The following is a 23,236-nucleotide window of genomic DNA, read 5'->3' on the forward strand; positions in this document are numbered from 1 at the left end:
CGCGGTCTCCATCAGACCCCGGCGTCCACCGCGGACCGCAGTGCCTCGGTGAACGACCCGGCCCACCCCTCGACCGTCTCCCGGGTGAACAGGTCCGTGGAGTACTCGAAGGTGACCGTGATCGCGTCGGCCTCCGGTGCGATCACGACGTAGAGCTCGTTGCGGGCCACGCCCTGGGCGGGGAGGGCGCGGATGGTGGTGGTGACCTCCTGGAGGTTCAGGGCCGGGGGCTCTGTGGTGATCACGGTGAACAGGACCGTGGGGAACAGGGTGTTCCGCAGCTCGGGCGAGACGAGGGACACCACGTCCGTCAGGGGGAGTTCCTGGTGGTCGAGGGCCGTGAACAGGGTGGTGCTCAGCTGGGCGACCAGGTCGGGGAACGTGTCCGCCTCGGACAGCCGGCCCCGTAGGAGTACGGCGTCGCCCAGGATGCCGACGATCCCGGCGCGGTCGCGGGGGACGCGGTTCGCGCTGGACGCCGCCAGGACGATGTCGTCCTGTCCGCCGCAGAGGTCGCCCAGCCACGTGGCGAACGCGGCCGCCAGGACCGTGTAGGCCGTGGTGCCCAGGCGGGTCGCCGTGCCGGCGAGGCGGGCGGGGGTGTCGTCGGTGATGGTCCACGTGTGCAGGGCGCCCCGGCCGGAGAGCCTGCCCGGATGCGGGTGGTCGCAGGGCAGGGGCGGGCGGAGCGGGACGCCGTCGAGTTCCGTGCGCCAGAAGTGTTCCAGGGCCGCCCTGCGCTGGTCCGGCAGGGCGTGTTCCGATCGGGCGAAGTCCGTGAACTGAGCCGACACAGTGGGCAGTTCGGGCGTTGTGCCCGCGCGGTGCGCGTTGTACAGCTCCTGGAGGTCGCGCCTGATGATGCCCAGGGACCAGCCGTCGCACACCGCGTGGTGGAAGACCGTCACCAGGACCCAGTGGTCCTCGGCGAGACGGGCCAGGCGGAAGCGGAAGAGAGGGGCCCGGTCCAGTGCGAACGGGGTGGAGACCTGCTCGCGGCACCAGCGGTCCGCGGCCTCCTCCGTGTCCCCGGCACGCAGGTCGCTGACCGGCAGGTCCACCGGGACGTCGGCCAGGATCTCCACCGCGTACTCCCCGTCCTGCCGGCTCACGGGGCGGCTGCGGAGCGCGTGGTGGCGTGCCACCACGTCCCGGAGGGACCGGTGCAGCGCCTCGGGGTCCAGGGCGCCGCGCAGGTCCATGCGGTGGGCGACGTTGTAGACGCTCGGGTCGGGGAGCGCGTGGTGGCGCCGCCACAGGCGGCGGAGCGTGGCGGGCATCGGCGCGGTGTCCACGACCCGGGGGCGTGCCGCGATGCCCCGGATCGTCGGGTCCAGGAAGAAGTCCGCCATCGGGAGGTCGACGCCCGCCACCTCCCGTATCCGGTTCAGCAGGCGGATCGCGCTCAGCGAGTGGCCGCCGAGTGCGAAGAACGGGGTCGTGACCGGGACCCGCCGGGTGCCCAGCTCCTCGCACCACAGGTCGTGCAGCACCCTCTCCAGGTCCGTCGCCGGCTCCGAGCGCGCGGGCTCCGCCGGCTCCTCCCCGGGATCCGGCAGGGCCGCGCGGTCCAGCTTCCCGGACGCGTTCACCGGGAGACGGTCCAGGACCACCCAGCGGCGCGGCACCAGGTGGTCGGGGAGCCGGGCCGCCAGTTCGGCGCGCGCCGCCTGCCGGGACGTCCCCTCGGCCAGGACCACGTACGCCGTCAGCTCGCTGTCGCCGTGGCGGTCGCGGCGTGCGAGTACCGCCGCGTCGCGGACGGCGGGCAGGGCGGTCAACGCCGCCCGGACCTCGCCCGGTTCCACGCGGTGGCCGCGGATCTTGACCTGGTCGTCCGCGCGGCCCCGGTACTCCAGGGTGCCGTCCGAGCGCCAGCGGCCCAGGTCGCCCGTGCGGTACCGCCGCACCCCGTCCTCGCCGCCCTCGACGAACGCGGCTGCGGTCTCGGCGGGGCGGTCGTGGTAGCCGAGTGCCACCGGCACCCCGCTCACCTGGATCTCGCCGACCGCGCCGACCGGGACCCGCCGGCCCGTGCCGTCCAGCAGCAGGAGGCGTGCCCCCGGGACCGGCGTGCCGATCGGGGGCCACTCCTCGCCCGCCGGGTCGACGCGGTGCGACGCGACGATGACCGAGGTCTCCGTCGGGCCGTACTGGTTGTGGAGCGTGCACTGCGGGTGCGTGGCGAGGAAGCGGCGGGACGCCGCAGTGAGGTGCAGGGCCTCGCCCGCCGAGAACAGCTCGCGCAGGGAGGGGAGTTCGGGGGCCGTCTCCATCAGGTACTTCAGCGGGGTGCAGGGCATGAAGAGGCGTTGCACCCCGTGCCGGCGTACCGCCCGGGCCACCGCCGCCGGGTCGTGCCGTACGGCGTCGTCGACCAGGACGAGCGCCGCCCCCGAGGCAAGCGTCGTGAAGATCTCCTGGACGCTCACGTCGAACGCCGGTGACGTCCACTGGAGGGTGCGCAGGGCCGGGTGCCGAGTCAGGTGCTGCCGGACCAGGTTCGCCGGGCCCCGGTGGGGTACGACGACGCCCTTCGGGCGGCCGGTCGAGCCCGAGGTGTGGATGCAGTACGCCGGGTCCTCCAGGGCGGCGCCGTCCGTGAGCGGCGTCGACGGGAGGGCGTCGTCCACCGACTCCACCAGCAGGAGCGGCAGTTCGAGGTCCCGGGGGGCGGCGGCCTCGGAGGTGAGCAGGAGGACCGGCGCGGTGTCGGCGAGGAGCAGCGCCAGGCGCGGGGCGGGCAGGGACGGGTCCAGCGGGACGTAGGCCGCGCCCGTCTTGAGGACCGCCAGCAGGGCCGTGATCAGCCGCGGGCCGCGGGGGAGCAGGACCGCGACGCGCTGCCCTCGTGCCGCCCCGCGGTCGCGCAGCAGGTGGGCCAGGCGGTTGGCCGCCGTGTCCAACTCCGCGTACGAGACGCGGACTTCGTCGCCGAGGAGGGCCACCGCTTCCGGGGTGCGGCGGGCCTGCTGTTCGACGAGGCCGTGCAGGGTGGTGTCCGGGGGCGTCCCGTCTGCCGTCTGCTCCAGACCCGCCAGTGCGGTGCGGTCCGCCGCCGTGACGGCGGTCAGCTCCGCCAGTGGCGCGTCCGGTGTGGCCAGGGCGCGGCGCAGCACCGTCTCGACGTAGTCCACGAAGCGGCGCACCGTGGCCTCGTCGAAGAGGGCCGTGTCGTACTCGACCATGAGGCGGACGCCGCCCGGGTGGCGGGTGAGGTAGACGCTGAGGTCGAACGGGGCGCGGTCGCTCGGCACGTCGAGCAGCTTGGCGGTCAGCAGGGGCGGGTCGAACTCCGCCCCGCCCTCGTTCTCGTACTCCACCATCACCTGGAACAGCGGGTTGCGGCCCGGGTCGCGGCGCGGGTTGAGCGCGCCGACCAGCTCGTCGAAGGGAACGCCGCTGTGCTCGTACGCCGCCGTGCTGCTCCGCCGTACGCGGCGCAGCAGGGACGGGAAGTCCGGGTCGCCGGTGAGGTCCAGGCGCAGCGGGACCGTGTCGAGGAAGAGACCGACGTGGTCCTCGGCACCCGCGGGGCGGGACGCCAGCGCCGTGCCGATCACCACGTCCTGCTGTCCGGCGAACCGGCCGAGGACCGCGCCGATCGCGCCGGTCAGCGCCATGAAGAGGGTGGCGCGGTGACCGGCGGCGAGCTTCTGCAGGCCGTCGGTCAGTTCGGCGTCCAGGGCGTGGGTGAGGCTCGCGCCCGCTCCCGACCTGACCGGAGGGCGGGGACGGTCGGTGGGCAGGGTCAGTTCGGGTGCCCCGGCCAGGTGGTGCCGCCAGAAGTCCAGGGAGGCGGGGTCCGGGCGGTGTGCCGCCGGCAGGTCGGGCAGCGGCCGCGGTACGGGACCTCCGCCCCGCCGGGCGCGGTAGTACGCGGCGAGGTCGCGGGCCAGCACGGCCGTGGAGGAGGAGTCGAAGACGATGTGGTGCGCCATGAGGAAGAGCAGGTGCCGCTCCGGCGCCAGGCGCAGCAGCCGGGCCGCGACCAGCGGGCCCCCGGACAGGTCCAGGCCGTGGTCCGCCGCGAGCGCCGACCGCAGGGCCTCCCGCTCCGTCCTGCCCGTGTGGTCCTCGACGGGGCAGTCGAGCGGCAGACGGTCGCGGGTCTCCCGGTAGGGAACACCGTCCGTGTCGCCGAACACCGTGCGGAGGGAGGGATGCCGGTCCGCGACCCGGTCCAGGGCCCAGCGCAGGGCCGGGACGTCCAGGGGGCCGTCCAGCAGGATCGCCTTGGGCTCGTGGTACATGGCGGTGCCCGGGTGCAGTCGCTCCAGGAACCAGATGCGGCGCTGGGCGGGGGTGAGCGGTGTGCGGCGGGGCCCGGGCAGCGACCGGGGCGCGGGACCGGAGGGCGCGGGGGCGGCGGGGGTCGTCGTCCGGACCCGGTCCAGGACCGGCAGCGCCGCCAGCACCTTCTCCTTCGGTACGCCGAAGTCCACGAAGCAGGCGATCTCGTCCGCCCCGGCCTCCCGCAGACGCCGTACGGTCTCCGCCGCCGTGTGCGCGTCGCCGATCAGCGCCCGGGAGTCGCAGTAGCGCTCGTAGGCGCGCCCGAGGAGGAACTCCACGTCCTCCTCGGCCGTGTTCTCCAGGTCCACCTGGAACCCGAGGCTGTTGGTGACCTGGTCGAAGAGGGAGAGCGAGGACCGCAGATAGGACAGGAACGGCCGGTACGCCTCGGCCCGCGCCCGCTCCGCGTCCTCCTCCAGGTACGTGTGCACGAGCACCACCACCCGCCCGGCCGCCGGGTCGAGACCGTGCTCGGCGCGGGAGCGCCGGTACAGCGCGATGTTCTCGGCCAGTTGCTCCACGGTCTGCGTCATCAGGTTGGTGACCACGCCGAGGTCCTCGGCGGCCGCCCGGCGGTAGCTGTCCGGGTTCCCGACGACGGCCACGTACATCGGCGGCCGCTCCTGGACGGGGCGCGGGTGCAGGGTGACCTCGACGGTCGTGCCGTCACCCGCCGTCGTCTTCACCGGCTCCCCGGACCAGAGGTCCCGCACGGTCGCCAGGTGCTCGTACATCACCTCGCGGTGCCGGCCGAAGTGCTGCGGGGCGAGCGCGAAGTCCGTGGCGTGCCAGCCGCTCGCGAAGCACAGGCCCGTCCGGCCGCCGGAGATGTTGTCGACCACCGACCACTCCTCGGCGACCCGGGCCGGATGGTGCAGCGGCAGCACCACGGAACCGGCGTGCAGCCGGATCCGGCTGGTGCGGGCGGCGAGGGCCGCGGCCAGGACGGAGGGGTTGGGGAACAGCGCGCCGAAGGAGTTGAAGTGCCGCTCGGGGAACCACAGGGCGTGGAAGCCGTGCCGGTCGGCGAAGTCCGCGGCGGCCATGATCAGGCCGTACTTGTCGTGGCCGGTGTCCTGGGGGTAGTCGCCGAAGAAGTAGAGGCTGAAGTCGGTGGTTCCGGCGGCGTCCGACGCAAGAGGGCCGGGGGCGGGAGTGGGAGCGGGGCCGGCAGAAGGGGAGGCGAGGGTGACGGGGGCGGGGGCGGGGTCGACAAGGGCCGGGGCGGGGGTGGGCCGGGGGAGTGGCGTCGCGGTGGCGGTCCTCGCCAGGACGTCGAGCTGGCGGGTGATCATGTCGCCGACCTGGCCCACCAGGTGCTCGGCCAGCCGCAGCTGCTGGCCGAAGAGGGCGGTCAGGTCCTCCGGCGCCCCCTGCGGAGCAGCGGGAGCGGCTGCTTCCCGGACCTCCGGCTTCGCAACCTCCGGCTTCGCGATCTCCGGCTCCTCGGCCACCGCTTCCGCCGCGCGGACCGTCGGGCGCCCGGTTCCGCGCAGCTCCCCGACCCGCTCCGCCAGTCTCCCCGGCGTGTCCGCCGTGTCGAACACCTCGCGGACCGGGACCCGGACGCCGTACCGCTGCTCCAGATCCGTCGTCAGGCTCATCAGCGACAGCGAGTCGGCGCCCAGTTCGAAGAACGAGCTGTCCGGTGTCACGTCGGCGACCGGACGGCCCAGCTTGTCCGCCGCCAAGTGCCGTACGAAGTCCAGGACGTCGTCCTCCGGCTCGGTCCGCGCGGCGTGCTCGGCAGCCGCCGCCGGCGCGACGCCCGCGTACGGCACCGTACGGCGCCGCAGCGGATGCCCGGGCAGCGGCACCCGGCCGCCGTCGCCCGTGAGCGCCCGCCAGTCGAGGTCGGCGCCCCTGGCGTACAGCGAGCCGAGCGCCGCCAGGAAGCCGTGCGCCTGCTCGGCTGCCGTGTCCCCCGCGCCCTGCCCGCTCAGCCACCGGCTGCCGGGTACGCAGTGCCGCCCGAGGCCCGTGAGCGTGCGCCCGGCGCCGAGCTCCACGAAGTCCCGGCAGCCCTGCGCGACCGCCGTGGCCATGGCGAGGTCGAAGCGGACCGGCTGCCGGGCCTGACGGCACAGGTACTCCCCGTCGGCCGTCCAGCCCGCCCCGCGCAGCTCCCCGTCGGCCGTGGTCACCAGCGGGGTGTGCAGCGCCCGGTACGTCACCCGGTCCGCGAGGCCGCGGAACGCCTCCAGCGCGCTGTCGACCGCCGCGGAGTGGAACGCCCGGTCGACCGGCAGCACACGCCAGCGCAGGCCCTCCTGGTCGAGCAGCCGTGCCGCCTCCTTCACGGCCTGCGGCGGGCCCGAGAGCACATGGGCGCGCGGGCCGTTGACCGCGGCCAGCTCCGCCCCGGCGGCAGCGGCGACGCGGCGCGCGGTGGCACCGTCGGAGCGGACCGCGAGCATGGCCCCGGCCGGACACCGCTCCCGCATCAGGCGTCCGCGCCAGGCGGTGAGCCGCAGCCCGTCCTCCAGGGACAGGGCGCCGGCCGCGTACAGCGCGGCGTACTCGCCGACGCTGTGGCCGAGCAGCAGGACGGGCCGGATCCCGGCCGCCCGCCACGCGTCCGCCAGCGCCGCGTGATGGGCGAAGAGGGCGGCCTGGGCCGTCTCGGTGGGCCAGCTCTCGTCCTCGGGGCCGGGACCGTCCGGGCCGCTCGCGGTCAGCAGCGGGGTGAGCAGGCTGCCGCCGAACTCCCGGGTGTGCAGCTCCTCGCAGCGGTCGAGCGTGGCCCGTGCCGCCGGGTGCGCGGCGTACAGGCCCCGGGCCATGCCGCGGCGGGCACTGCCCTGGCCGGTGAAGGCGAAGGCGACCGGGCCCAGCGGGGCCGGTTCGGTGCGCCGGTGGTCCGCCAGCGCGCGGGCGAGGTCGCCTGCCGTACGGCCGGCCACCGCGGTGCGGACCGCGCGGTGCGGCCGGCCGAGGGCCAGCGTGGCGGCCACGTCGGCGGCCGGCAGGCCGGGGCGGGCCAGGAGCCGGTCGCGGAGCGCGGCCGTCAGCCCGTCGAGGGACTCGGGGTCGCGGGCCGACACGGGGACCAGGACGGGCAGCTCGGGGACCGGGCGGGTGCGGGCGGGCGGGGCCTCCTCCAGGACGACGTGGGCGTTGGTGCCGCCGACGCCCAGCGCGCTGACCCCGGCCCGGCGGGGGACGCCGTCCGGCACCGTCCACGCCTCCCGCTCGGTGGCGAGCCGCAACGGACCCGCCTGCAAGGGCAGTTCGGGGTTGGGGCGGGTCAGGTGCGGTGTCGGCACGAGCGTGCGGTGGCGCAGCATCAGGACCGTCTTGATGAGCCCGGCCATGCCCGCGCAGCTGTCGAGGTGCCCGATGTTCGGCTTCACGGACCCGACGGCGCAGAAGCCCGGCGGGCTGCCGCCGTCCGGGTCGAGCGCCCGCGCCAGCGCCGTGAGCTCCACCGGGTCGCCGAGCCGGGTCCCGGTGCCGTGCGCCTCCACGTAGGAGACCGTTCCCGGCGGTACGTCCGCCCTGCGCAGCGCCTGGCGCACCACCTCGGCCTGCCCCTCCACGCCGGGGGCGCTGAAGCCGACCTTGGCGGCGCCGTCGTTGTTGACCGCGGAGCCCAGGATCACCGCGTGCACGGTGTCGCCGTCGGCCAGCGCCCGGTCCAGGCGCTTGAGCAGCACGGCGGCCACACCGTTGCCGCCGACGGTGCCGTCGGCCTCCGCGTCGAAGGCTCGGCAGCGTCCGGTGGGGGACAGGATCGACCCGGGGTGGCTGTGGTAGCCGGTCTCCTGCGGCAGATGGACGGCCGCGGCGCCCGCCAGCGCCAGGTCGGTGTCCCCGGCCAGCAGCGCCTGGACCGCCAGGTGCACGGCGACCAGGGAGGTGGAACAGGCCGTCTGCACCCCGATCGCGGGGCCGGTGAGGCCGAGCCGGTAGGCGACGCGCGTGGCGAGGAAGTCCGGCTCCTGCCCGATGGCCGCCTGCAGACCGGCCGCGGGGTCCGCCGGGTCGTACGGCGAGCCGGCCGCGGGCGGCTGCTGGTGGTCGTAGAGGTTCATGCCGGACCCGGCGAAGACGCCCACCCGCACGCCCGGCGCGGTCGCCGCGTGCCCGCCCTCCTCAAGGGCCTGGTGGCAGCACTCCAGGAACAGCCGGTGCGCGGGGTGCGTGAGCCCGGTCTCCCGCGGGCTCAGCCCGAAGAAGTCCGCGTCGAACTCCTCGACGCCGTCGAGCACTCCGCAGACGGGCACCCGGCCGGGGGCGCGGCGCTGCTCCGGGGTGAGACCGGCCGCCGCGAGCTCCCGCTCGCCGAACACCCGCACGCTGTCCACGCCGTCGCGCAGGTTCGCCCAGAACGCGTCGGCCGTACGCGCGCCGGGGAAGCACAGCGCCAGCCCGATGACGGCGACGCGCAGCTCGGGACGGCCGTCGCCGGGTGCCGTGCCGGGTGCGGCCGGAACGGGAGTGGTCCCGCGCGTGGGGGGTGCGGCGGGCGCGGGAGCCGGTTCGCCCGCGACCTCCGTCGCGGCGGCGGGCGTGACCGGGACAGGGACCGGGGCCGCGACCGGGACCGGGGCCGCGACCGGGGCCGGTCCGTTCGCGAGGTGGGCCGCGAGGGCCGTGACCGTCGGGTGCTCGAAGAACGCGGTCTGCGGGACGGGCGTGCCGAGGCGTTCCGCCAGCCGGTTCCGCAGCCGCACCAACAGCACCGACGTCAGGCCGAGTTCGTAGAACGGCACGTCCGCCGCGGCCGGGCGGCCCAGCACGGCGGCCAGTTCCTGGCGGACGGCCCGGGCCACCGCCGCGGGGTCCGGGCCCGGCACGGCGTCCGGGCCCGGCACGGCGTCCGGGGCCGGCACGGAGACCGGGGCCGGTACCGGGGCCGGGCCCGGCGCGGGGGACGGTTCCCGGGTCACCGGGCCGGTGCTCCGGCCCGGGTTCAGCCGGTTCCGCAGCTCCGCGCGGCGCACCTTGCCCGCCGGCGTACGCGGGAAGTCGACCTCCGGGACGGGCACGACGCGGGCGGCGGTGAGTCTGAGCCGGGTGAACAGGGCCGCCCGCACCTCCGTGGCGATCCGGGCGTCCTCGGCGGGGCCGCGGCTGACGAAGAACACCGCCAGCTCCTCCGTGCCCCGCTCCGCGGACGGGACCCCGCACGCGGCGACCTCGCCCTGCCGCACCCCGTCGACGGCGGTCGCGGCCTCCTCCACCTCATGGCAGTAGACGTTGAGGCCGTTGAGGACGATGACGTCCTTGCGCCGGCCGGTGATGACGACCTGGCCGCCGTCGAGGAAGGCCAGGTCGCCGGTGTCCAGCCAGTCGGGTCCGGCCGGGTAGGCCTCGGCGTCCGCCTCGGGGTTGCGTACGTAGCCGGGGGTGAGCCGGGCGGGCGAGTGGACCTGGAGCCGGCCGACGCGGCCCGCCGGGGCGAGGTCGCCGCGGTCGTCGACGACGCGCAGCGAGACGCCGTGCGCGGGCGGGCCGCAGGCGACGAAGGTGACGCAGTCCGCCTCGGGCACGTCCTCACCGGCCCGCACCGGGGCGCCGCCCAGGCTGCTCTTGAGCAGGCGGTGCACGGTGCCCGGCCGGTCCAGCCGGCCGTAGGTGACGGCCGTGACCGTCTCGGCCATGCCCCACGCCGGGGTGATGTGCCCCTCGCGCACGCCGTACGGGGCCGTCGCGTCCAGGAAGCGGCGCAGCACCGGCAGCACGACCCGCTCACCCCCGCACAGCAGGGACTTCAGGCCGCTCAGGTCCCAGTGGCGGCCGGGCCGCTCGGCCAGCGCGTCGGCGACCAGGCGGTAGGCGAAGGTCGGCGCCCAGCTGTGCCGCGCCCGGTGCTCGTGCAGCAGGCCGAGCCAGCGCAGCGGGTCGTCGAGCACGTACTCGGTGGGGGCGTGGACGTTGGTGCAGCCGGTGAAGACGGCGAGCAGGTGGTAGAGGAGGAAGGCGCCGCTGTGGTCGACGGGCAGCCAGTTCACCATCGTGTCGTCCGGGCGGACGTCGAGGATCCGCCGGCTGCTCGCCGCGAAGTCCGCGAGCCCGGCGTGTGTCAGCCGCGCCGCCTTCGGGATCCCGGTGCTGCCGGAGGACAGCATCAGCAGGGCCGTGTCGGACGGGTCGGGCTCGATGTGGTCCTGTGCGGGCCGCGCGGCGAGGCAGTCCCGGGCGAGGACGGCCCGGAGGACGGGCGCGGCGTGGGCGAGCGCCGCGGCGCCGGGCGCGTCGGTCAGGACCAGCGGTCCGCCGAGTAACGCGCTCGTCTGGCCCAGGCGTTCGAAGGCCGGTGAGCCCGGCGCGGGATGCTCGGCGACGGCCACCGGGAGGGCTCCGCCCAGCACACAGGCCCAGAAGGCGGGGAAGAACTCGTCCAGGGGGAGCCCGCACAGCACCACCGGATCACCGCGCCGCACCCCGTGCGCGCGCAGCCCGGTGAGCATCCGGCGGGCCGTGTCCAGCAGTTCGGGATACGACCGGGAGCCGGTCGTGCCGTCGGCCGCGACCGTGACGACGGCACCGCCGGACGCCGACCGGGCGGCGCCCAGCAGCGCCCGCACCGCGTCGACCGGATCGTCCGCCGTCCGCTCGGGCTCAGGACCCCGGCAGACGGACTGCCCCCGTAGACGTTCCATGCGTGTCCTCTCCCTTGTCCGCCCCGGTGGGCGAGCGTTCCGTGCTCGTGCGTGCGTGGTGCGTCCGTACGGTGAGCAGCAGGGCGATCGCCCCGCACACCGCCGCCCCGTGGAAGGCGCCCACGACGGCCAGGGCGGGCAGTGTCTCCAGCGCGGACGCGGCGGCGATCGTGCCCAGCGCGAACCCGGACTGCTCGGCGGTGGCGGACAGGCCGAACAGCCGGTCGCGTTGCCGGTCGGGGGCCGCCTGCAGTCGCGAGGTGTAGACGATCTCGGTCCAGCCGTCCGCGAACCCCGCCGCCAGGGCCGCCGCCATCAGGGCCGGGACGGGCGGCCCGGTGAACGCGGCGACGAAGCACAGCGACATCGCGCAGGTGCCCGCGGCGAAGGCGCGCTCGCCCCACGTCGTCCCGTGCGAGCGGCGTTTGAGGACCTGGTGGGCCAGGATCGAGCCCACCGCCCACGCCGACCAGAACCAGGTCATGAACAACGCCGGTTCGGACGGCCGGGCCGCGGTCGCCGCCAGCGGCAGCGCGACGTTGTGCGAGGCGGACGCCAGCGCGTCCAGACCCCGCAACGCGATCAGCCCGAGCAACGGCCCGGCGAGCCCGGCGACACGGCCGGACAGCCACCCGCCCGGGCGCCGTGGCCGCCCGTCCCCGGCCGGCAGCCATCTGCCCGGGCGTCGTAGCCGTCCGCCCGGGCGCCGTAACCGCCCGCCCAGGCGCGGCAGCCCCCCACCCCCGCCCCGCAACCACCCCCCACGCACCGCCTCGACGTCACCCCGGTCACAGCCGGCCTCGACGTCGCCCCGCTCGCAGTCGGCCGCGTCGCGCGCGGCGGTCGGCGCCGGCGGTCGGCTCGTCGCACCCGGCGCTTCATCCGTCGCCCCCGGCGCTTCCTCCGCCGTGCCCGAGTCCGTGCGCGGCCTCAGCACCAGCACGGCCGCGGCCGACACCGCGAAGCTCGCGCCGTTGACCGCGAACGCCACGCCGAAGCCGCCCAGGGCGATCACCGGCGCGGCCGAGGCGAAACCCAGCACCGTGGCGACGGAACGGGCCGTCACCAGCACACCGTTGGCCCGGGCGCGGCCCTCCTGCCCGACCATCACGGGAACCGCGCTGCGCAGGGCGACGTTGAAGAGCGTGTTGCCCGCCCCCAGCACGAGCACCGCGCCGCACAGCACCCCGAGTGAGATGTCCCGCGCCCCCAGCGCGAGCACCACCATGGCGAGCGTCTGGGCGAGGTCGGTGGCCACCATGACCGTGCGGCGCGCCACCCTGGCGGTCACCGCCCCCGCGGCGAGCCCGGCCGCCACCCCGGACAGCAGCCGTACGGCCATCACCGCGCCCACCCCGAGGGCGGTGCCCGTGACCTCGTACGAGAACAGGCTGAGCGCGATCAGGTTGAGGTACGTCCCGTAGGCCGACACGGCGTGCGCGACCACCAGGGACCGGAACCTCCGGTCCACCCCCGTCACCGGACTCCTCAGCCTTTCTCGGGTCAGAGTCAGCCGCCCGGCCATCCGAGCGTTCGGCCGATCATTGCAGAAGTGTTCGGACCGACGGGCGGAACGCCTTATTCCGGAAGTGGGGGTGGCAGTCGCCTGCCCGGTGGGGCGGTCAAGGGCGCACGGAGGCCAGTGACCGCTCCCTCACCCGTTCCAGATGGCGGGTGAACACCTCGCGCGCCTCGGGCGTCAGCGTCCGCAGTGCCACCAGCGCCGTGACGACGACGTCGCACAGCTCCGCCCGCACGTCGTCCCAGGTGTGCGTCACGCCCTTGCGCGGGTTGGTGCCGGTCGCGCCGATCACCGCCTCCGCGACCTCTCCCACCTCCTCGGAGAGTTTCAGGACGCGCAGCAGGACGCCCTCGGAGCTCTCGTCAGGGCGGTCGGCCGGGCGGTGGGCCTCCAGCCACTCCCACAGCGTGTCGACGGTGTCCCACAGGTCCGGCCCGTGCGGTGTCTGGTCGGTGGTCATGGGCGCAGCCTGCCACGAGGGTCTGACAACGCCCGGGCCCCCGGGGGCTTACTCCAGGTACTCCTCGTCGAACAGGGGTTCCTGCTCCCCCTCCTTCGCCTTCCGCAACCGCCTCGCCCGTGCTCCCACCACCACCGCCGTCCCCGCCGCGGTGGCCGCGAACGCCGCCGGGAGCATCCAGCCCCGGTTCGCCGCGTGCCCGAGCGCGTGGTCAAGGGAGAACCGGCCCGGGCCGGTGACGGCCAGGCCCAGCGCCGTCAGGCCCAGCGTGGCCGCGTACTCGTAGCCGCCCGCCTGGTTGAAGAAGCCGTTGGGGGTGTGCACCGCCGCCGCGCCCGCCATGGCGCCGGCCGCCGCCGCTCCCGCGGCCGGGGTCGCCAGGCCCAGGGCCAGCAGCGCGCCGCCGCCGGTCTCCGCGAGTCCCGCCGCCGTCGCGCTCGCCTTGCCCGGGGCGTAGCCCACGGACTCCATGAACTGGCCGGTGCCCTCGATGCCGTGGCCGCCGAACCAGCCGAACAGCTTCTGCGTGCCGTGGGCGGCCAGCACACCTCCCGTCCCCAGCCGGAGCAGCAGCAGGCCAAGATCACGTCGGTGGTCGTGCCTCACGCGTCGGTGGTACAGCCTCACGTCGACTCCCGGAGCAGACAGCAGGAACGGGGAACACCCTTGTCGCGTCTCCACCGTCGCACCTCCGGCACCTCGCGACACCCCACGGGTGCGCCCGGGGCGCCGTTCGGGTGGCCCGGGTGGCGTGGGCCGGTGGCCGGGACGAGGCTGACGCGTATGACGATCCAGACCACGCGCCTCAGCGACCCGGCCGTCCGGGCCTTCGTGGCCGCCGTGAACAACCACGACCGCGAGCGCTTCATGGAGCTTCTCGCGCCGGGCGCGACCATGGCGGACGACGGGTCCGACCGCGACCTCGCCGACTGGGTGGACCGGGAGATCTTCTCCTCCCACGGCCACATGGAGGTCGACAACGAGTCCAACGGCGGCCGTTCCCTCATCGCCCGCTACAGCAACGACACCTGGGGCGAGATGCGCACCCGGTGGAGCTTCACCGTGGACGACGACGGCCGGATCTCCCGTTTCGAGACCGGCCAGGCCTGACCCCACAGGTCCGCGCGTCGTCGCGGCAGTCGTTCCACGCGCACCGGTGCGCATCCCGCGGTCCCGCGGGGTCCACCCCCACCCGGTGCCGTGGAACGACTGCCGCCTCCCCCCTGGATGTGGCCGACGGAAGCTCGCCGCTCCAACTGTGAAGCTTTCGTGTAGGAGAGTTGAGCATAAGCGCCCGACCGGCCGCAATAGGGCGGATGTTCATATTCCAGTTGTAGAGGTTGAGCCGTTGACGACCGAAGGTCCCGTCCGGTCGCCGCTCAGCCGCGTCCCACGTACGGCATCGCCGTGGCCAGGACCGTCGCGAACTGCACATTCGCCTCCAGCGGCAGCTCCGCCATGTGCCGCACCGTGCGGGCCACGTCCGCCACGTCCATCACCGGTTCCGGGGTCACCTCCCCGTTCGCCTGCAGCGCCCCGGTCCGCATCCGGGACGTCATGTCGGTCGCCGCGTTGCCGATGTCGATCTGGCCGACGGCGATGCCGTACGGCCGCCCGTCCAGGGAGAGCGACTTCGTCAGGCCCGTCAGCGCGTGCTTGGTCGCCGTGTAGGCCACCGAGTGCGGACGGGGCGTGTGCGCCGAGATCGAGCCGTTGTTGATGATCCGGCCGCCCTGCGGGCTCTGCTCCTTCATCTGCCGGTACGCCGCCTGCGCGCACAGGAACGCCCCGTTGAGGTTGGTGTCCACCACGTGCCGCCACGCCTCGTAGGGCAGTTCCTCCACCGGGACGCCGCCGGGCCCGAACGTGCCCGCGTTGTTGAACAGCAGGTCCACCCGCCCGAAGCGTTCCACGGTGGCGGCGAAGAGGGCGTCGACGTCCTCCGGGCGTGAGACGTCCGTCCGTACGGTGAGAGCCGCCGCGCCTTCCGGCGCCAGGGCCGCCGTCTCCTCCAGCGCCTCGGCGCGCCGGCCCGTCAGTGCCACCGACCAGCCCGCGCGCAGCAGTTCACCCGCGACCGCCCGGCCGATGCCGGAGCCCGCACCCGTCACCACCGCGATCCCCGGCCGCGCGGCCTTCCGTGTGTCCGTTTCCTTGGCCTTCATGGGCCCGCAGGGTACGGGACGGTCCGCCATCCGGAACTCATCCGACCGTCATGCGAGTGCCGTGTACGTGTCAACCGTGGGTCGTCCCCGGCCACTCCAATGCCCCCTGCAGCCATTCGCCAGGGGAGGACCGGATGACACCCGCAGCACACCCGTCCCAGCACGCCCCCGAACTCCGCGCCGCCGCCCGCCACATCGGCCGCCGCCGCTTCCTCACCACCACCGGCGCCGCCGCGGCGCTCGCCTTCGCGACCAACCTGCCCGCCGAGGGCGTCGCGGCCGCCGCCGAGCTCGACGCCGCCCGGATCACCGGCAACCCGTTCACGCTCGGCGTCGCCTCCGGTGACCCCCGGCCCGGCTCCGTGATCCTGTGGACCCGTCTCGCGCCCGTCCCCTTCCAGGCCGACAGCGGACTGCCCGCCGAACGCGTCACCGTGCACTGGGAGCTGGCCCACGACGAGCGGTTCCGCCGTATCGCCCGGCGCGGCACCGCCACCGCGCACCCCGAGTTCCACCACGCCGTGCACGTCGAGGTGGACCACCTGGACGCCGGCCGCGTCTACCACTACCGCTTCCGCGCGGGCCGCTGGGTCAGCCCGGCCGGCCGCACCCGCACCGCCCCCGACCCCGGCAGCCAGGTCGCGCGGCTCACCCTCGCGGCCGTCTCCTGCCAGGCGTACCACGACGGCTACTACACGCCCTACGTCCATCTCGCCGCCGACGACGTCGACCTTGTCTTCCACCTCGGCGACTACCTCTACGAGTACGCCGTCGACGCGGTGGGCGGGCAGCGGAAGTACACCGACCGCACCCTGCCCGGCCTGTTCGCCAGGGAGACGCTGACCCTGGAGGACTACCGGCTGCGGTACGCCCTCTACAAGTCCGACCCGGACCTGAGCGCCGCGCACGCCGCGCACCCCTTCGTCGTCACCTGGGACGACCACGAGACCGAGAACAACTACGCCGGGGACATCCCTGAGAACAGCGTGCCGCCGGAGGAGTTCCTGCTGCGCCGCGCCGCCGCCTACCGCGCCTACTGGGAGAACCAGCCGCTGCGCCGCCCGCAGCGCCCGGCCGGCCCCGACATGCGGCTTTACCGCCGCCTGACCTGGGGCCGGCTCGCCCAGTTCGACGTCCTGGACACCCGCCAGTACCGCTCCGACCAGGCCTACGGCGACAAGGCGCACGTCCCCGGACCCGAGTCCGACGACCCGGCGCGCACCATGACCGGCGCCACGCAGGAGCGGTGGCTGCTGGACGGCTGGCGCTCCTCGCGGGCGCTGTGGAACGTCGTACCGCAGCAAGTCCTGTTCGCCCGGCGGCACATGGACGCCACCACGCCCTCGCGGGTGTCGATGGACGCCTGGGACGGCTACAGCGCCTCACGCCGCCGCGTCCTCGACGGGGCGAAGGCCGCCGGCGTCGAGAACCTGATGGTGCTCAGCGGCGACGTGCACTCCGCCTACGCCTTCGACATCAAGGACGACTTCGACGACCCGTCCTCCGCCACGCTCGGCACGGAGATCGTGGCCACCTCCGTCTCCAGCGGCCGCGACGGCGCCGACAAGCCCGCCACCTGGGACACCTACATGTCCGCCAACCCGCACCTGAAGTTCTTCAACGGGCGGCGCGGCTACGCCACCGTCACCCTCGGGCAGGAGGCGGCGCGGGCCGACTTCAGGACCGTGCCGTACGTGACCCGGCCGGGGGCGCCGGTCACGACGGCCGCGTCCTTCGTGACGGAGGTGGGTGCGCAGGGGCTCAAGCCGGCGTGAGCGCGGACGCGCGGTCCTCGTCCGGGGTCTCGCCCGGGTAGCGGACGCCGACGCGGTCCCGGATCGCGTCGAGCGTCCGCATCACCGCGAGCGTGCCGTCCAGCGGGACCAGCGGGGACTCGGTCTCCCCGGCGCGCACGGCCCGCATGACCTCGAGCGCCTCGTGGCGCATGCTGTTGCGCGGCCCGTCCGCCGGGTCGGCCGTGAACTCCTCGGCGTCGCGGCCGTCCCGGTGCAGGACGAAACCCTCCGGGAAGAAGAAGCCGTGCGGGATGTCGATACGGCCCCGGGAGCCGGTGATCGAGGCCGCGGTCGCCGTACCGCCCACGATGGAGCAGTGCACCGAAGCGAGAGCGCCGCTCTCCCAGGAGAGCACCGCCGACGTCTGGAGGTCGACGCCCTCGTCCGAGAGCGTCGCCCGCGCCACGACGTCCGACGGCTCCCCGAGCAGCAGCTGCGCGAACGACACCGGATACACGCCCAGATCGAGCAGCGAGCCCCCGCCGAGCTTCGGGTCGCGCAGCCGGTGCGAGGGCGGGAACGGCCCGGCCAGCCCGAAGTCGGCCTGCACATGGCGCACTTCGCCGATCGCCCCGTCGTCCACCAGCGCCTTCAGCCGCCGCACCAGCGGATTGCAGTACGTCCACATCGCCTCCATCAGGAAGCGCCCGTGCTCCCGCGCCAGCGCGACGAGTTCCTCCGCCTCGCGCACGTTCAGCGTGAACGGCTTCTCGCACAGCACGTTCCGCCCGGCCGCCAGGCACAGACCGGCGGCGGCCCGGTGCGCGGTGTGCGGGGTGGCGACGTAGACGACATCGATGTCCTCGTCCTGTGCGAGCCCGTTCCAGTCGCCGTACGCCCGCGGTATCCCGAACCGCTCCGCGAACGCCTTCGCCGAGTCCTGCGACCGCGACGCCACCGCCACGACCTCCGCGTCCGGCAGGTCGATCAGATCCGCGGTGAACGCGGCCGCGATCCCCCCGGTCGCCAGGATCCCCCACCGCACCGTCCGTGCCGTCATACCCGCCCCGCCTTCGCCTCGTATCCCGAGCAGTCCGTACGAGCTGAGAGCATAGGTGGCGATCGACTCGAAAAGGGAGGGACTCATGCCCGAGGGTGGGGCGTCCATATCGAACACCGCGCGGGGGGCCGCGACCGGGACGGCGGTCCCCGGCCTCGCACCGCACCGCCGCACCGGGCTCCTGGTCACCTTCCTCCTCGGGAGCCTGACCGCCGTACCGCCGCTGGCGATGGACATGTACCTCCCGTCCCTGCCGGAGGTCACCCGCTCCCTGCACGCCCCCGCAGCGACCGTCCAGCTCACCCTCACCGCCTGCCTGGCGGGCATGGCCCTCGGACAGCTCGTGGTCGGGCCCATGAGCGACCGGTGGGGACGCCGCCGCCCGCTGCTCGCCGGACTCGCCGTCTTCGTCGTCGCCACCGTCCTGTGCGCGCTCGCCCCCACCGTCGAACTCCTCGTCGCCCTCCGGCTGGCGCAGGGCCTCGCGGGCGCCGCGGCCATCGTCATCGCCCGGGCCGTCGTCCGCGACCTCTACGACGGCATGGCCATGGCCCGCTTCTTCTCCACCCTCATGCTCATCTCCGGCGTCGCCCCGATCGTGGCGCCGCTCATCGGCGGCCAGGTCCTGCGCGTCACCGACTGGCGGGGCGTGTTCGCCGTCCTCACCGTCATCGGCGTACTGATCGGCGTCCTGGTCTGGGCGCGGCTGCCCGAGACCCTGCCGCCCGCCGAACGGCACAGCGGCGGCGTCGGCGAGGCCCTGCGCGCCATGCGCACCCTCCTCGCCGACCGCTCCTTCACCGGCTACATGCTCACCGGCGGCTTCGCCTTCGCCGCCCTGTTCGCCTACATCGCCGCGTCCCCCTTCGTCGTCCAGGAGATCCACGGCGCCTCCCCGCAGACCTTCAGCCTGCTGTTCGGCCTCAACTCGGTCGGACTGGTCGCCGTCGGCCAGATCAACGGCAAGGTCCTGGTCGGCCGGGTCAGCCTGGACCGGGTGCTGGGCACCGGCCTGGCCGTCGTCATCGCCGCCGCGACCGCGCTGCTGCTGATGTCCCTCGGCGTCTTCGGCGAGGTCGGCCTGGTGCCCGTCGCCGCCGCGCTGTTCGTGCTGATGTCCGCGATGGGCATCACCCTGCCCAACACCCAGGCCCTCGCCCTGATGCGGACCCGGCACGCCGCCGGCTCCGCGTCCGCCCTGCTCGGCACCTCGTCGTTCCTCATCGGCGCGATCGCCTCCCCGCTCGTCGGCGTCGCCGGCGAGGACACCGCCGTCCCGATGGCCGTCGTCCAACTGGCCGCCGCACTGGTGGCGCTGGGCTGCTTCATGGGAATGTGCCGTCCCTGGAAGACCGACAGCAGACGCGTGAGCGCGGAGGGAGCGGACCGCTGAGCGCCCCGAGACTGCGCGACGGCACACCGGAACGGGCCGGACTCGACCCCGAGGAGCTGCGTCACCTCGTGCGCGAGGTCCACGTCCTCACCACCGGGCAGCGCCCCTGGGCCCCGGGCGCCGTCCTGGTCGTCGGACGCGGGCCCGTGATCGCCGTCGAGGAGGCGGCGGGCTGGGCCGTCCGCTACGCCGCCTACGACGAGGACGCCGACGCCGGTGTGGAACTGCCGCCCGGGGACCGCGTCCCGATGACGGCCGACACGCCCTTCGACCTCGCGTCCCTCACCAAGCTGTTCACGTCCGTGGCCGCCGTGCAGCAGATCGAGCGCGGCACGCTGGGCATCGACGCCCGGGTCGGGGCGTACCTGCCCGACTTCACCGCCGCCGCCCGGCACGGCATCACCGTCCGGCAGCTGCTCACCCACACCTCCGGGCTGCGGCCCGAACTCCCGCTGTACGACTGCCCGGACGACGCGGCGCGGCTCGCCGCGCTCCAGGCGGAGGCGCCGGTGCGCGCGCCCGGCACGTACGGCTACTCCGACCTGAACATGCTCCTCCTGCAGCACGTCCTGGAACGGGTCTCGGGGCGGACGCTCGACGTCCTCTTCCGCGACGGCATCACCCGGCCGCTGGGCATGACGGCCACGGACTTCGGGCCGTGCCCGGGCGCGGCGGCCACGGAGGACCAGCGCCGGCCGTGGGCCAAGGCGGACCGGGGGATGCTGCGGGGCGAGGTCCACGACGAGAACGCCTGGGCGCTGGGCGGGGTCGCGGGCCACGCGGGCCTGTTCTCCACGGGCCGTGACCTCGCGGTGTTCTGCCGCGCCCTGCTCGCCGGCGGCTCCTACGGCCCCGCCCGCATCCTCGGCCCCGACTTCGTCGAGCTGCTGTTCACCCCGCCCGGTCTCGGCTTCCTGCTCGACCAGCCCTGGTTCATGGGCGACCTCGCGGGCCGGGGAGCGGCGGGCCACACCGGCTTCACCGGCACGTCCCTCGTCCTGGACCGGGCCACGGACACGTTCCTGATCCTGCTCACCAACGCGGTCCATCCCCGCCGCCGGCGCCCGGACAGCGCGCCGAGGGCGGTGGCGGGGTCGCGGGTGGCCCGGGCGGTGCGGGGGATCGGGGGGCCCGCCCGCCGGACCTGAGAGAATCGCCGGGTGAACGCCCCCGTACGTCCCGACGAGACCCTCCGCGCCGCCCTCGCCGGTCTGCTCGACGGTCTTCCGCCCCGGCAGGCCGCTCAGGCCGTCGAGCGGCTCATCGCCAGCTACCGCGGGGCCACCCCGACCGACGTGCCGATCCTGCGCGACCGGGCCGACGTCGCCGCCTACGCCGCCTACCGGATGCCCGCGACCTTCGCAGCCGTGCGGTCCGCGCTGGCGGCGTTCGCCGCGGCCGCTCCCGGCTGGGTGCCCGGATCGCACACCGACGTCGGCGGCGGCACGGGCGCGGCGGCCTGGGCCGTGAGCGCGACCTGGGGCGGGGACCGGCCCGTCACCGTCCTCGACTGGGCCGAGCCCGCCCTCGCCCTCGGCCGGGAGATCGCCGCGGCCGAGCCGGCGCTGCGGGACGTCCGGTGGCAGCGCTCCCGTATCGGAGCGGCGCTCTGTCTGGAGAGCACCGATCTCGTCACGGTCTCCTACGTCCTCAACGAGCTGACCGCCCCCGACCGCACCGCCCTCGTCGACGCCGCCGCGGCCGCCGCCCGGGCCGTCGTGATCGTCGAGCCGGGCACCCCCGACGGCTACACCCGCCTCATCGAGGCCCGCGACCGGCTGATCGGCGCCGGGTTCCGCATCGCGGCGCCCTGCCCGCACAGCGCCGCCTGCCCCATCGCCCCGGGCGCGGACTGGTGCCACTTCTCCGCCCGGGTCAGCCGCTCCTCCCTGCACCGCCAGGTCAAGGGCGGCTCCCTGGCGTACGAGGACGAGAAGTTCAGCTACGTCGCCGCCGCCCGCTTCCCCGTCGAACCGGCCGCCTCCCGGATCGTCCGGCGCCCCCAGATCCGCAAGGGCCAGGTCCTCCTCGACCTGTGCGAGACCGAGCCGTCCCTGCGCCGCACCACGGTCACCAAGCGCCACGGCGACCTGTACAAGGAGGCCCGGGACGCCGACTGGGGGGACGCCTGGCCGTCCGTCTGAGCTCCTGACCGTCCCGGCGGTGGCGGAGTGAGACGTGCCTGGCCGACGGAAAGGCAGCTGCCCGCCTCGGCGAGAGCAGCGACGATGCCGTGCCCGTGTGCCGCCCCCTGGTCGGCTACCTGTCCACGGCGTTGCTGCTCTCCCAGCGCTACCTGGCGCCGCTGCTGCTCTTCCTGGGCCTGGTCGCCGTGCTGACGGGGCAAGCGTGGCCGCCCCCGGCAACGCCCGGACGTGGTGCCGGCTGACCGCGGCTACGACTACGACAAATACAGCGCGCGTTCGCCCACTTGCACTGGTTCCGCCGCCTGCGCATCCGCTGGGAGATCCGCGACGACATCCGCGAACCCTTTCTCACCCGCGGGGCGTGGGTGAGAACCTCCTGGGCCGACATGCGGTCCTACGCCGCACGCCGTCGCTTCATCGGGAGGTCGTCCGTTCACCGCGGCCGGCAAAAGCCAAAGGCAAGGAGATGTGCACTCCTTGCCGTGCTCAACGTACAGCGCACCGGGGGGCTTGCGGCAAGGCCCCCGTCAGGCCGCAGAATCGCCGACCGAGACCAGTACCTGCAGAAACGGGAGTCGCGTAGTGCGTGTGTTGTTGTCGACGTATGGGTCGCGCGGGGATGTCGAACCGCTGGTGGCGCTGGCGGTGCGGTTACGGGAACTCGGCGCGCAGGTGAGGGTCTGCGCGCCGCCGGACGAGGTCTTCGCCGGGCTGCTGGCCAGGGCAGGCGTGGAACTGGTGGCGGTCGGCAGGCCGATGGGCACGATGACGGCGCCGTCGACAGAATCGGCGGCCTCTCGGCGTGTGACCGAGCTGGCCGCGCAGTTCGACACGGTCGCCGCAGCCGCCGAGGGATGCGACGTCCTGCTGGCGACCGGTCTCGCGCACTTCTCCTCGCGGTCGGCGGCCGAGAAACTCGGTATCCCCTACGTGTACGCGACCTTTTGCCCGTTCCTGCTGCGGTCGCCGCACCAAGCGCCCCCCGTGCTGCTGCCGGGCCAGTCGTTCCCGCCGGAGGTGACCGACAACCGGGCGCTGTGGGACCTGAACGCCCGGACCTTCAACGCGCTGCACGGCGGGGCGCTCAACGCCCACCGGGCCTCGGTCGGTCTGCCGCCGGTGGACGACGTCCACGGTTTCATCTTCACCGACCGGCCGTGGCTGGCCTCGGACCCGGTCCTGGGTCCGTGGCGGGAGACCCCGGAGCTCGACGTCGTGCACACCGGGGCGTGGATCCTGCCGGACGAACGCCCGTTGGCGGACGACCTGCTGGCGTTCCTGGACACGGGCACACCTCCGGTGTTCGTCGGCTACGGCAGCATGCGCGGCGTCTCCGCGGACATCGCCCGGGTGTCCATCGAGGCGATCCGCGCGCACGGCCGCCGCGCACTCGTCGGCCGCGGCTGGGCCGAACTGGCTCCGATCGACGACCGGGACGACTGTTTCGTCGTCGGCGAGGTCAATCAGCAGGCACTGTTCGGCAGGGTGGCCGCCGTCGTGCACCACGGCGGCGCGGGCACGACGACGACGGCCGCCCAGGCCGGAGCGCCGCAGGTGGTGGTGCCCCAGGCGGCGGACCAGCCCTACTGGGCCGGCCGGGTGGCCGCCCTGGGCATCGGTGCGGCACACGACGGCTCGGCTCCGACCACCCAGTCCCTGTCAGCCGCACTCGGGACGGCCCTCGCCCCCGAGACCCTCGCACGGGCACGGGCCGTGGCCGACGGCATCCGCACCGACGGAGCAGCAGTGGCCGCGAAACTACTGCTCGACACCGTCACGCGAGAAAGGCCGTCGGTGCCCGCGTGAACCCCCACACACGGGATCACCGAGCCGGGAAAGTGCCCAGCGC

13 protein-coding genes and 1 pseudogene are annotated in these 23,236 nt (G+C 74.7%); 8 read left to right on the forward strand and 6 right to left on the reverse strand.

What is annotated here, in order from left to right; all coding sequences use genetic code 11:
* Positions 1–11: 11 nt before the first annotated feature.
* The 4 genes from ABZY20_RS00890 to ABZY20_RS00905 form a co-directional block, all read right to left on the reverse strand.
* Complete coding sequence (locus ABZY20_RS00890; protein WP_356434651.1) at positions 12–10,904, reverse strand: amino acid adenylation domain-containing protein; 10,893 nt, start codon at positions 10,902–10,904, stop codon at positions 12–14.
* On the reverse strand, positions 10,864–12,384 hold the full coding sequence (locus ABZY20_RS00895; protein WP_356434654.1) for an MFS transporter: 1,521 nt from the start codon (positions 12,382–12,384) through the stop codon (positions 10,864–10,866). Before ABZY20_RS00895 ends, ABZY20_RS00890 begins: the two co-directional genes overlap by 41 nt.
* 142 nt (positions 12,385–12,526) lie before the next feature.
* Positions 12,527–12,886, reverse strand: coding sequence for a MazG-like family protein (locus ABZY20_RS00900; RefSeq protein ID WP_356434655.1), 360 nt, complete (start codon positions 12,884–12,886; stop codon positions 12,527–12,529).
* A gap of 48 nt (positions 12,887–12,934) precedes the next feature.
* Complete coding sequence (locus ABZY20_RS00905; protein ID WP_356434657.1) at positions 12,935–13,492, reverse strand: DoxX family protein; 558 nt, start codon at positions 13,490–13,492, stop codon at positions 12,935–12,937.
* Positions 13,493–13,669: 177 nt separating this feature from the next.
* Here ABZY20_RS00905 and ABZY20_RS00910 point away from each other — a divergent pair, with 177 nt between their 5' ends.
* The gene (locus tag ABZY20_RS00910) at positions 13,670–13,996 is read left to right on the forward strand and encodes a nuclear transport factor 2 family protein (protein ID WP_356434658.1); all 327 of its coding nucleotides are present in this window, start codon (positions 13,670–13,672) and stop codon (positions 13,994–13,996) included.
* A 269-nt stretch (positions 13,997–14,265) separates the two neighbouring features.
* Here the strand turns inward: ABZY20_RS00910 and ABZY20_RS00915 are convergent, their stop codons facing one another.
* Entirely contained in the window at positions 14,266–15,051 is a 786-nt protein-coding gene (locus ABZY20_RS00915; protein WP_356434661.1) for an SDR family oxidoreductase, read from the reverse strand.
* Positions 15,052–15,185: 134 nt separating this feature from the next.
* Here ABZY20_RS00915 and ABZY20_RS00920 point away from each other — a divergent pair, with 134 nt between their 5' ends.
* Positions 15,186–16,826 carry an alkaline phosphatase D family protein gene (locus ABZY20_RS00920; protein ID WP_356434663.1) on the forward strand — a complete coding sequence of 547 codons (1,641 nt, stop codon included), beginning with the start codon at positions 15,186–15,188 and terminating at the stop codon, positions 16,824–16,826.
* Here the strand turns inward: ABZY20_RS00920 and ABZY20_RS00925 are convergent.
* Positions 16,813–17,847 (reverse strand): Gfo/Idh/MocA family oxidoreductase, encoded by a 1,035-nt coding sequence (locus ABZY20_RS00925; RefSeq protein ID WP_356434666.1) that lies wholly within the window; start codon positions 17,845–17,847, stop codon positions 16,813–16,815. The two genes, ABZY20_RS00920 and ABZY20_RS00925, sit on opposite strands and share 14 nt — an antisense overlap.
* 85 nt (positions 17,848–17,932) lie before the next feature.
* Between ABZY20_RS00925 and ABZY20_RS00930 the strand changes: the two genes are divergently transcribed.
* The 6 genes and pseudogenes from ABZY20_RS00930 (at position 17,933) to ABZY20_RS00955 (ending at position 23,193) form a co-directional block, all read left to right on the forward strand.
* Positions 17,933–19,240: a multidrug effflux MFS transporter gene (locus ABZY20_RS00930; protein ID WP_356434669.1), complete on the forward strand. Its 1,308-nt coding sequence runs from the start codon at positions 17,933–17,935 to the stop codon at positions 19,238–19,240.
* Positions 19,183–20,388: a serine hydrolase domain-containing protein gene (locus ABZY20_RS00935; protein ID WP_356434672.1), complete on the forward strand. Its 1,206-nt coding sequence runs from the start codon at positions 19,183–19,185 to the stop codon at positions 20,386–20,388. The genes ABZY20_RS00930 and ABZY20_RS00935 overlap by 58 nt, the downstream gene beginning before the upstream one ends.
* A gap of 12 nt (positions 20,389–20,400) precedes the next feature.
* On the forward strand, positions 20,401–21,384 hold the full coding sequence (locus ABZY20_RS00940; RefSeq protein WP_356434675.1) for a small ribosomal subunit Rsm22 family protein: 984 nt from the start codon (positions 20,401–20,403) through the stop codon (positions 21,382–21,384).
* A gap of 95 nt (positions 21,385–21,479) precedes the next feature.
* Positions 21,480–21,629 carry a hypothetical protein gene (locus ABZY20_RS00945; protein WP_356434677.1) on the forward strand — a complete coding sequence of 50 codons (150 nt, stop codon included), beginning with the start codon at positions 21,480–21,482 and terminating at the stop codon, positions 21,627–21,629.
* A pseudogene (locus ABZY20_RS00950) lies at positions 21,580–21,737 on the forward strand (IS5/IS1182 family transposase); the annotation flags it as partial. The gene ABZY20_RS00945 and the pseudogene ABZY20_RS00950, both read left to right, overlap by 50 nt.
* 232 nt (positions 21,738–21,969) lie before the next feature.
* Positions 21,970–23,193, forward strand: coding sequence for a glycosyltransferase (locus ABZY20_RS00955; RefSeq protein WP_356434680.1), 1,224 nt, complete (start codon positions 21,970–21,972; stop codon positions 23,191–23,193).
* Positions 23,194–23,236 lie beyond the last annotated feature (43 nt).

The organism is Streptomyces sp. NPDC006624 (genome assembly GCF_040611555.1).
Taxonomy (GTDB): Bacteria; Actinomycetota; Actinomycetes; order Streptomycetales; family Streptomycetaceae; genus Streptomyces.

Coding starts and splice junctions, on each gene's coding strand:
- ABZY20_RS00890 (WP_356434651.1), bottom strand. CDS start 10,904: ATGGAACGTCTACGGGGGCAGTCCGTCTGCCGGGGTCCTGAGCCCGAG.
- ABZY20_RS00900 (WP_356434655.1), bottom strand. CDS start 12,886: ATGACCACCGACCAGACACCGCACGGGCCGGACCTGTGGGACACCGTC.
- ABZY20_RS00910 (WP_356434658.1), top strand. CDS start 13,670: ATGACGATCCAGACCACGCGCCTCAGCGACCCGGCCGTCCGGGCCTTC.
- ABZY20_RS00915 (WP_356434661.1), bottom strand. CDS start 15,051: ATGAAGGCCAAGGAAACGGACACACGGAAGGCCGCGCGGCCGGGGATC.
- ABZY20_RS00920 (WP_356434663.1), top strand. CDS start 15,186: ATGACACCCGCAGCACACCCGTCCCAGCACGCCCCCGAACTCCGCGCC.
- ABZY20_RS00925 (WP_356434666.1), bottom strand. CDS start 17,847: ATGACGGCACGGACGGTGCGGTGGGGGATCCTGGCGACCGGGGGGATC.
- ABZY20_RS00930 (WP_356434669.1), top strand. CDS start 17,933: ATGCCCGAGGGTGGGGCGTCCATATCGAACACCGCGCGGGGGGCCGCG.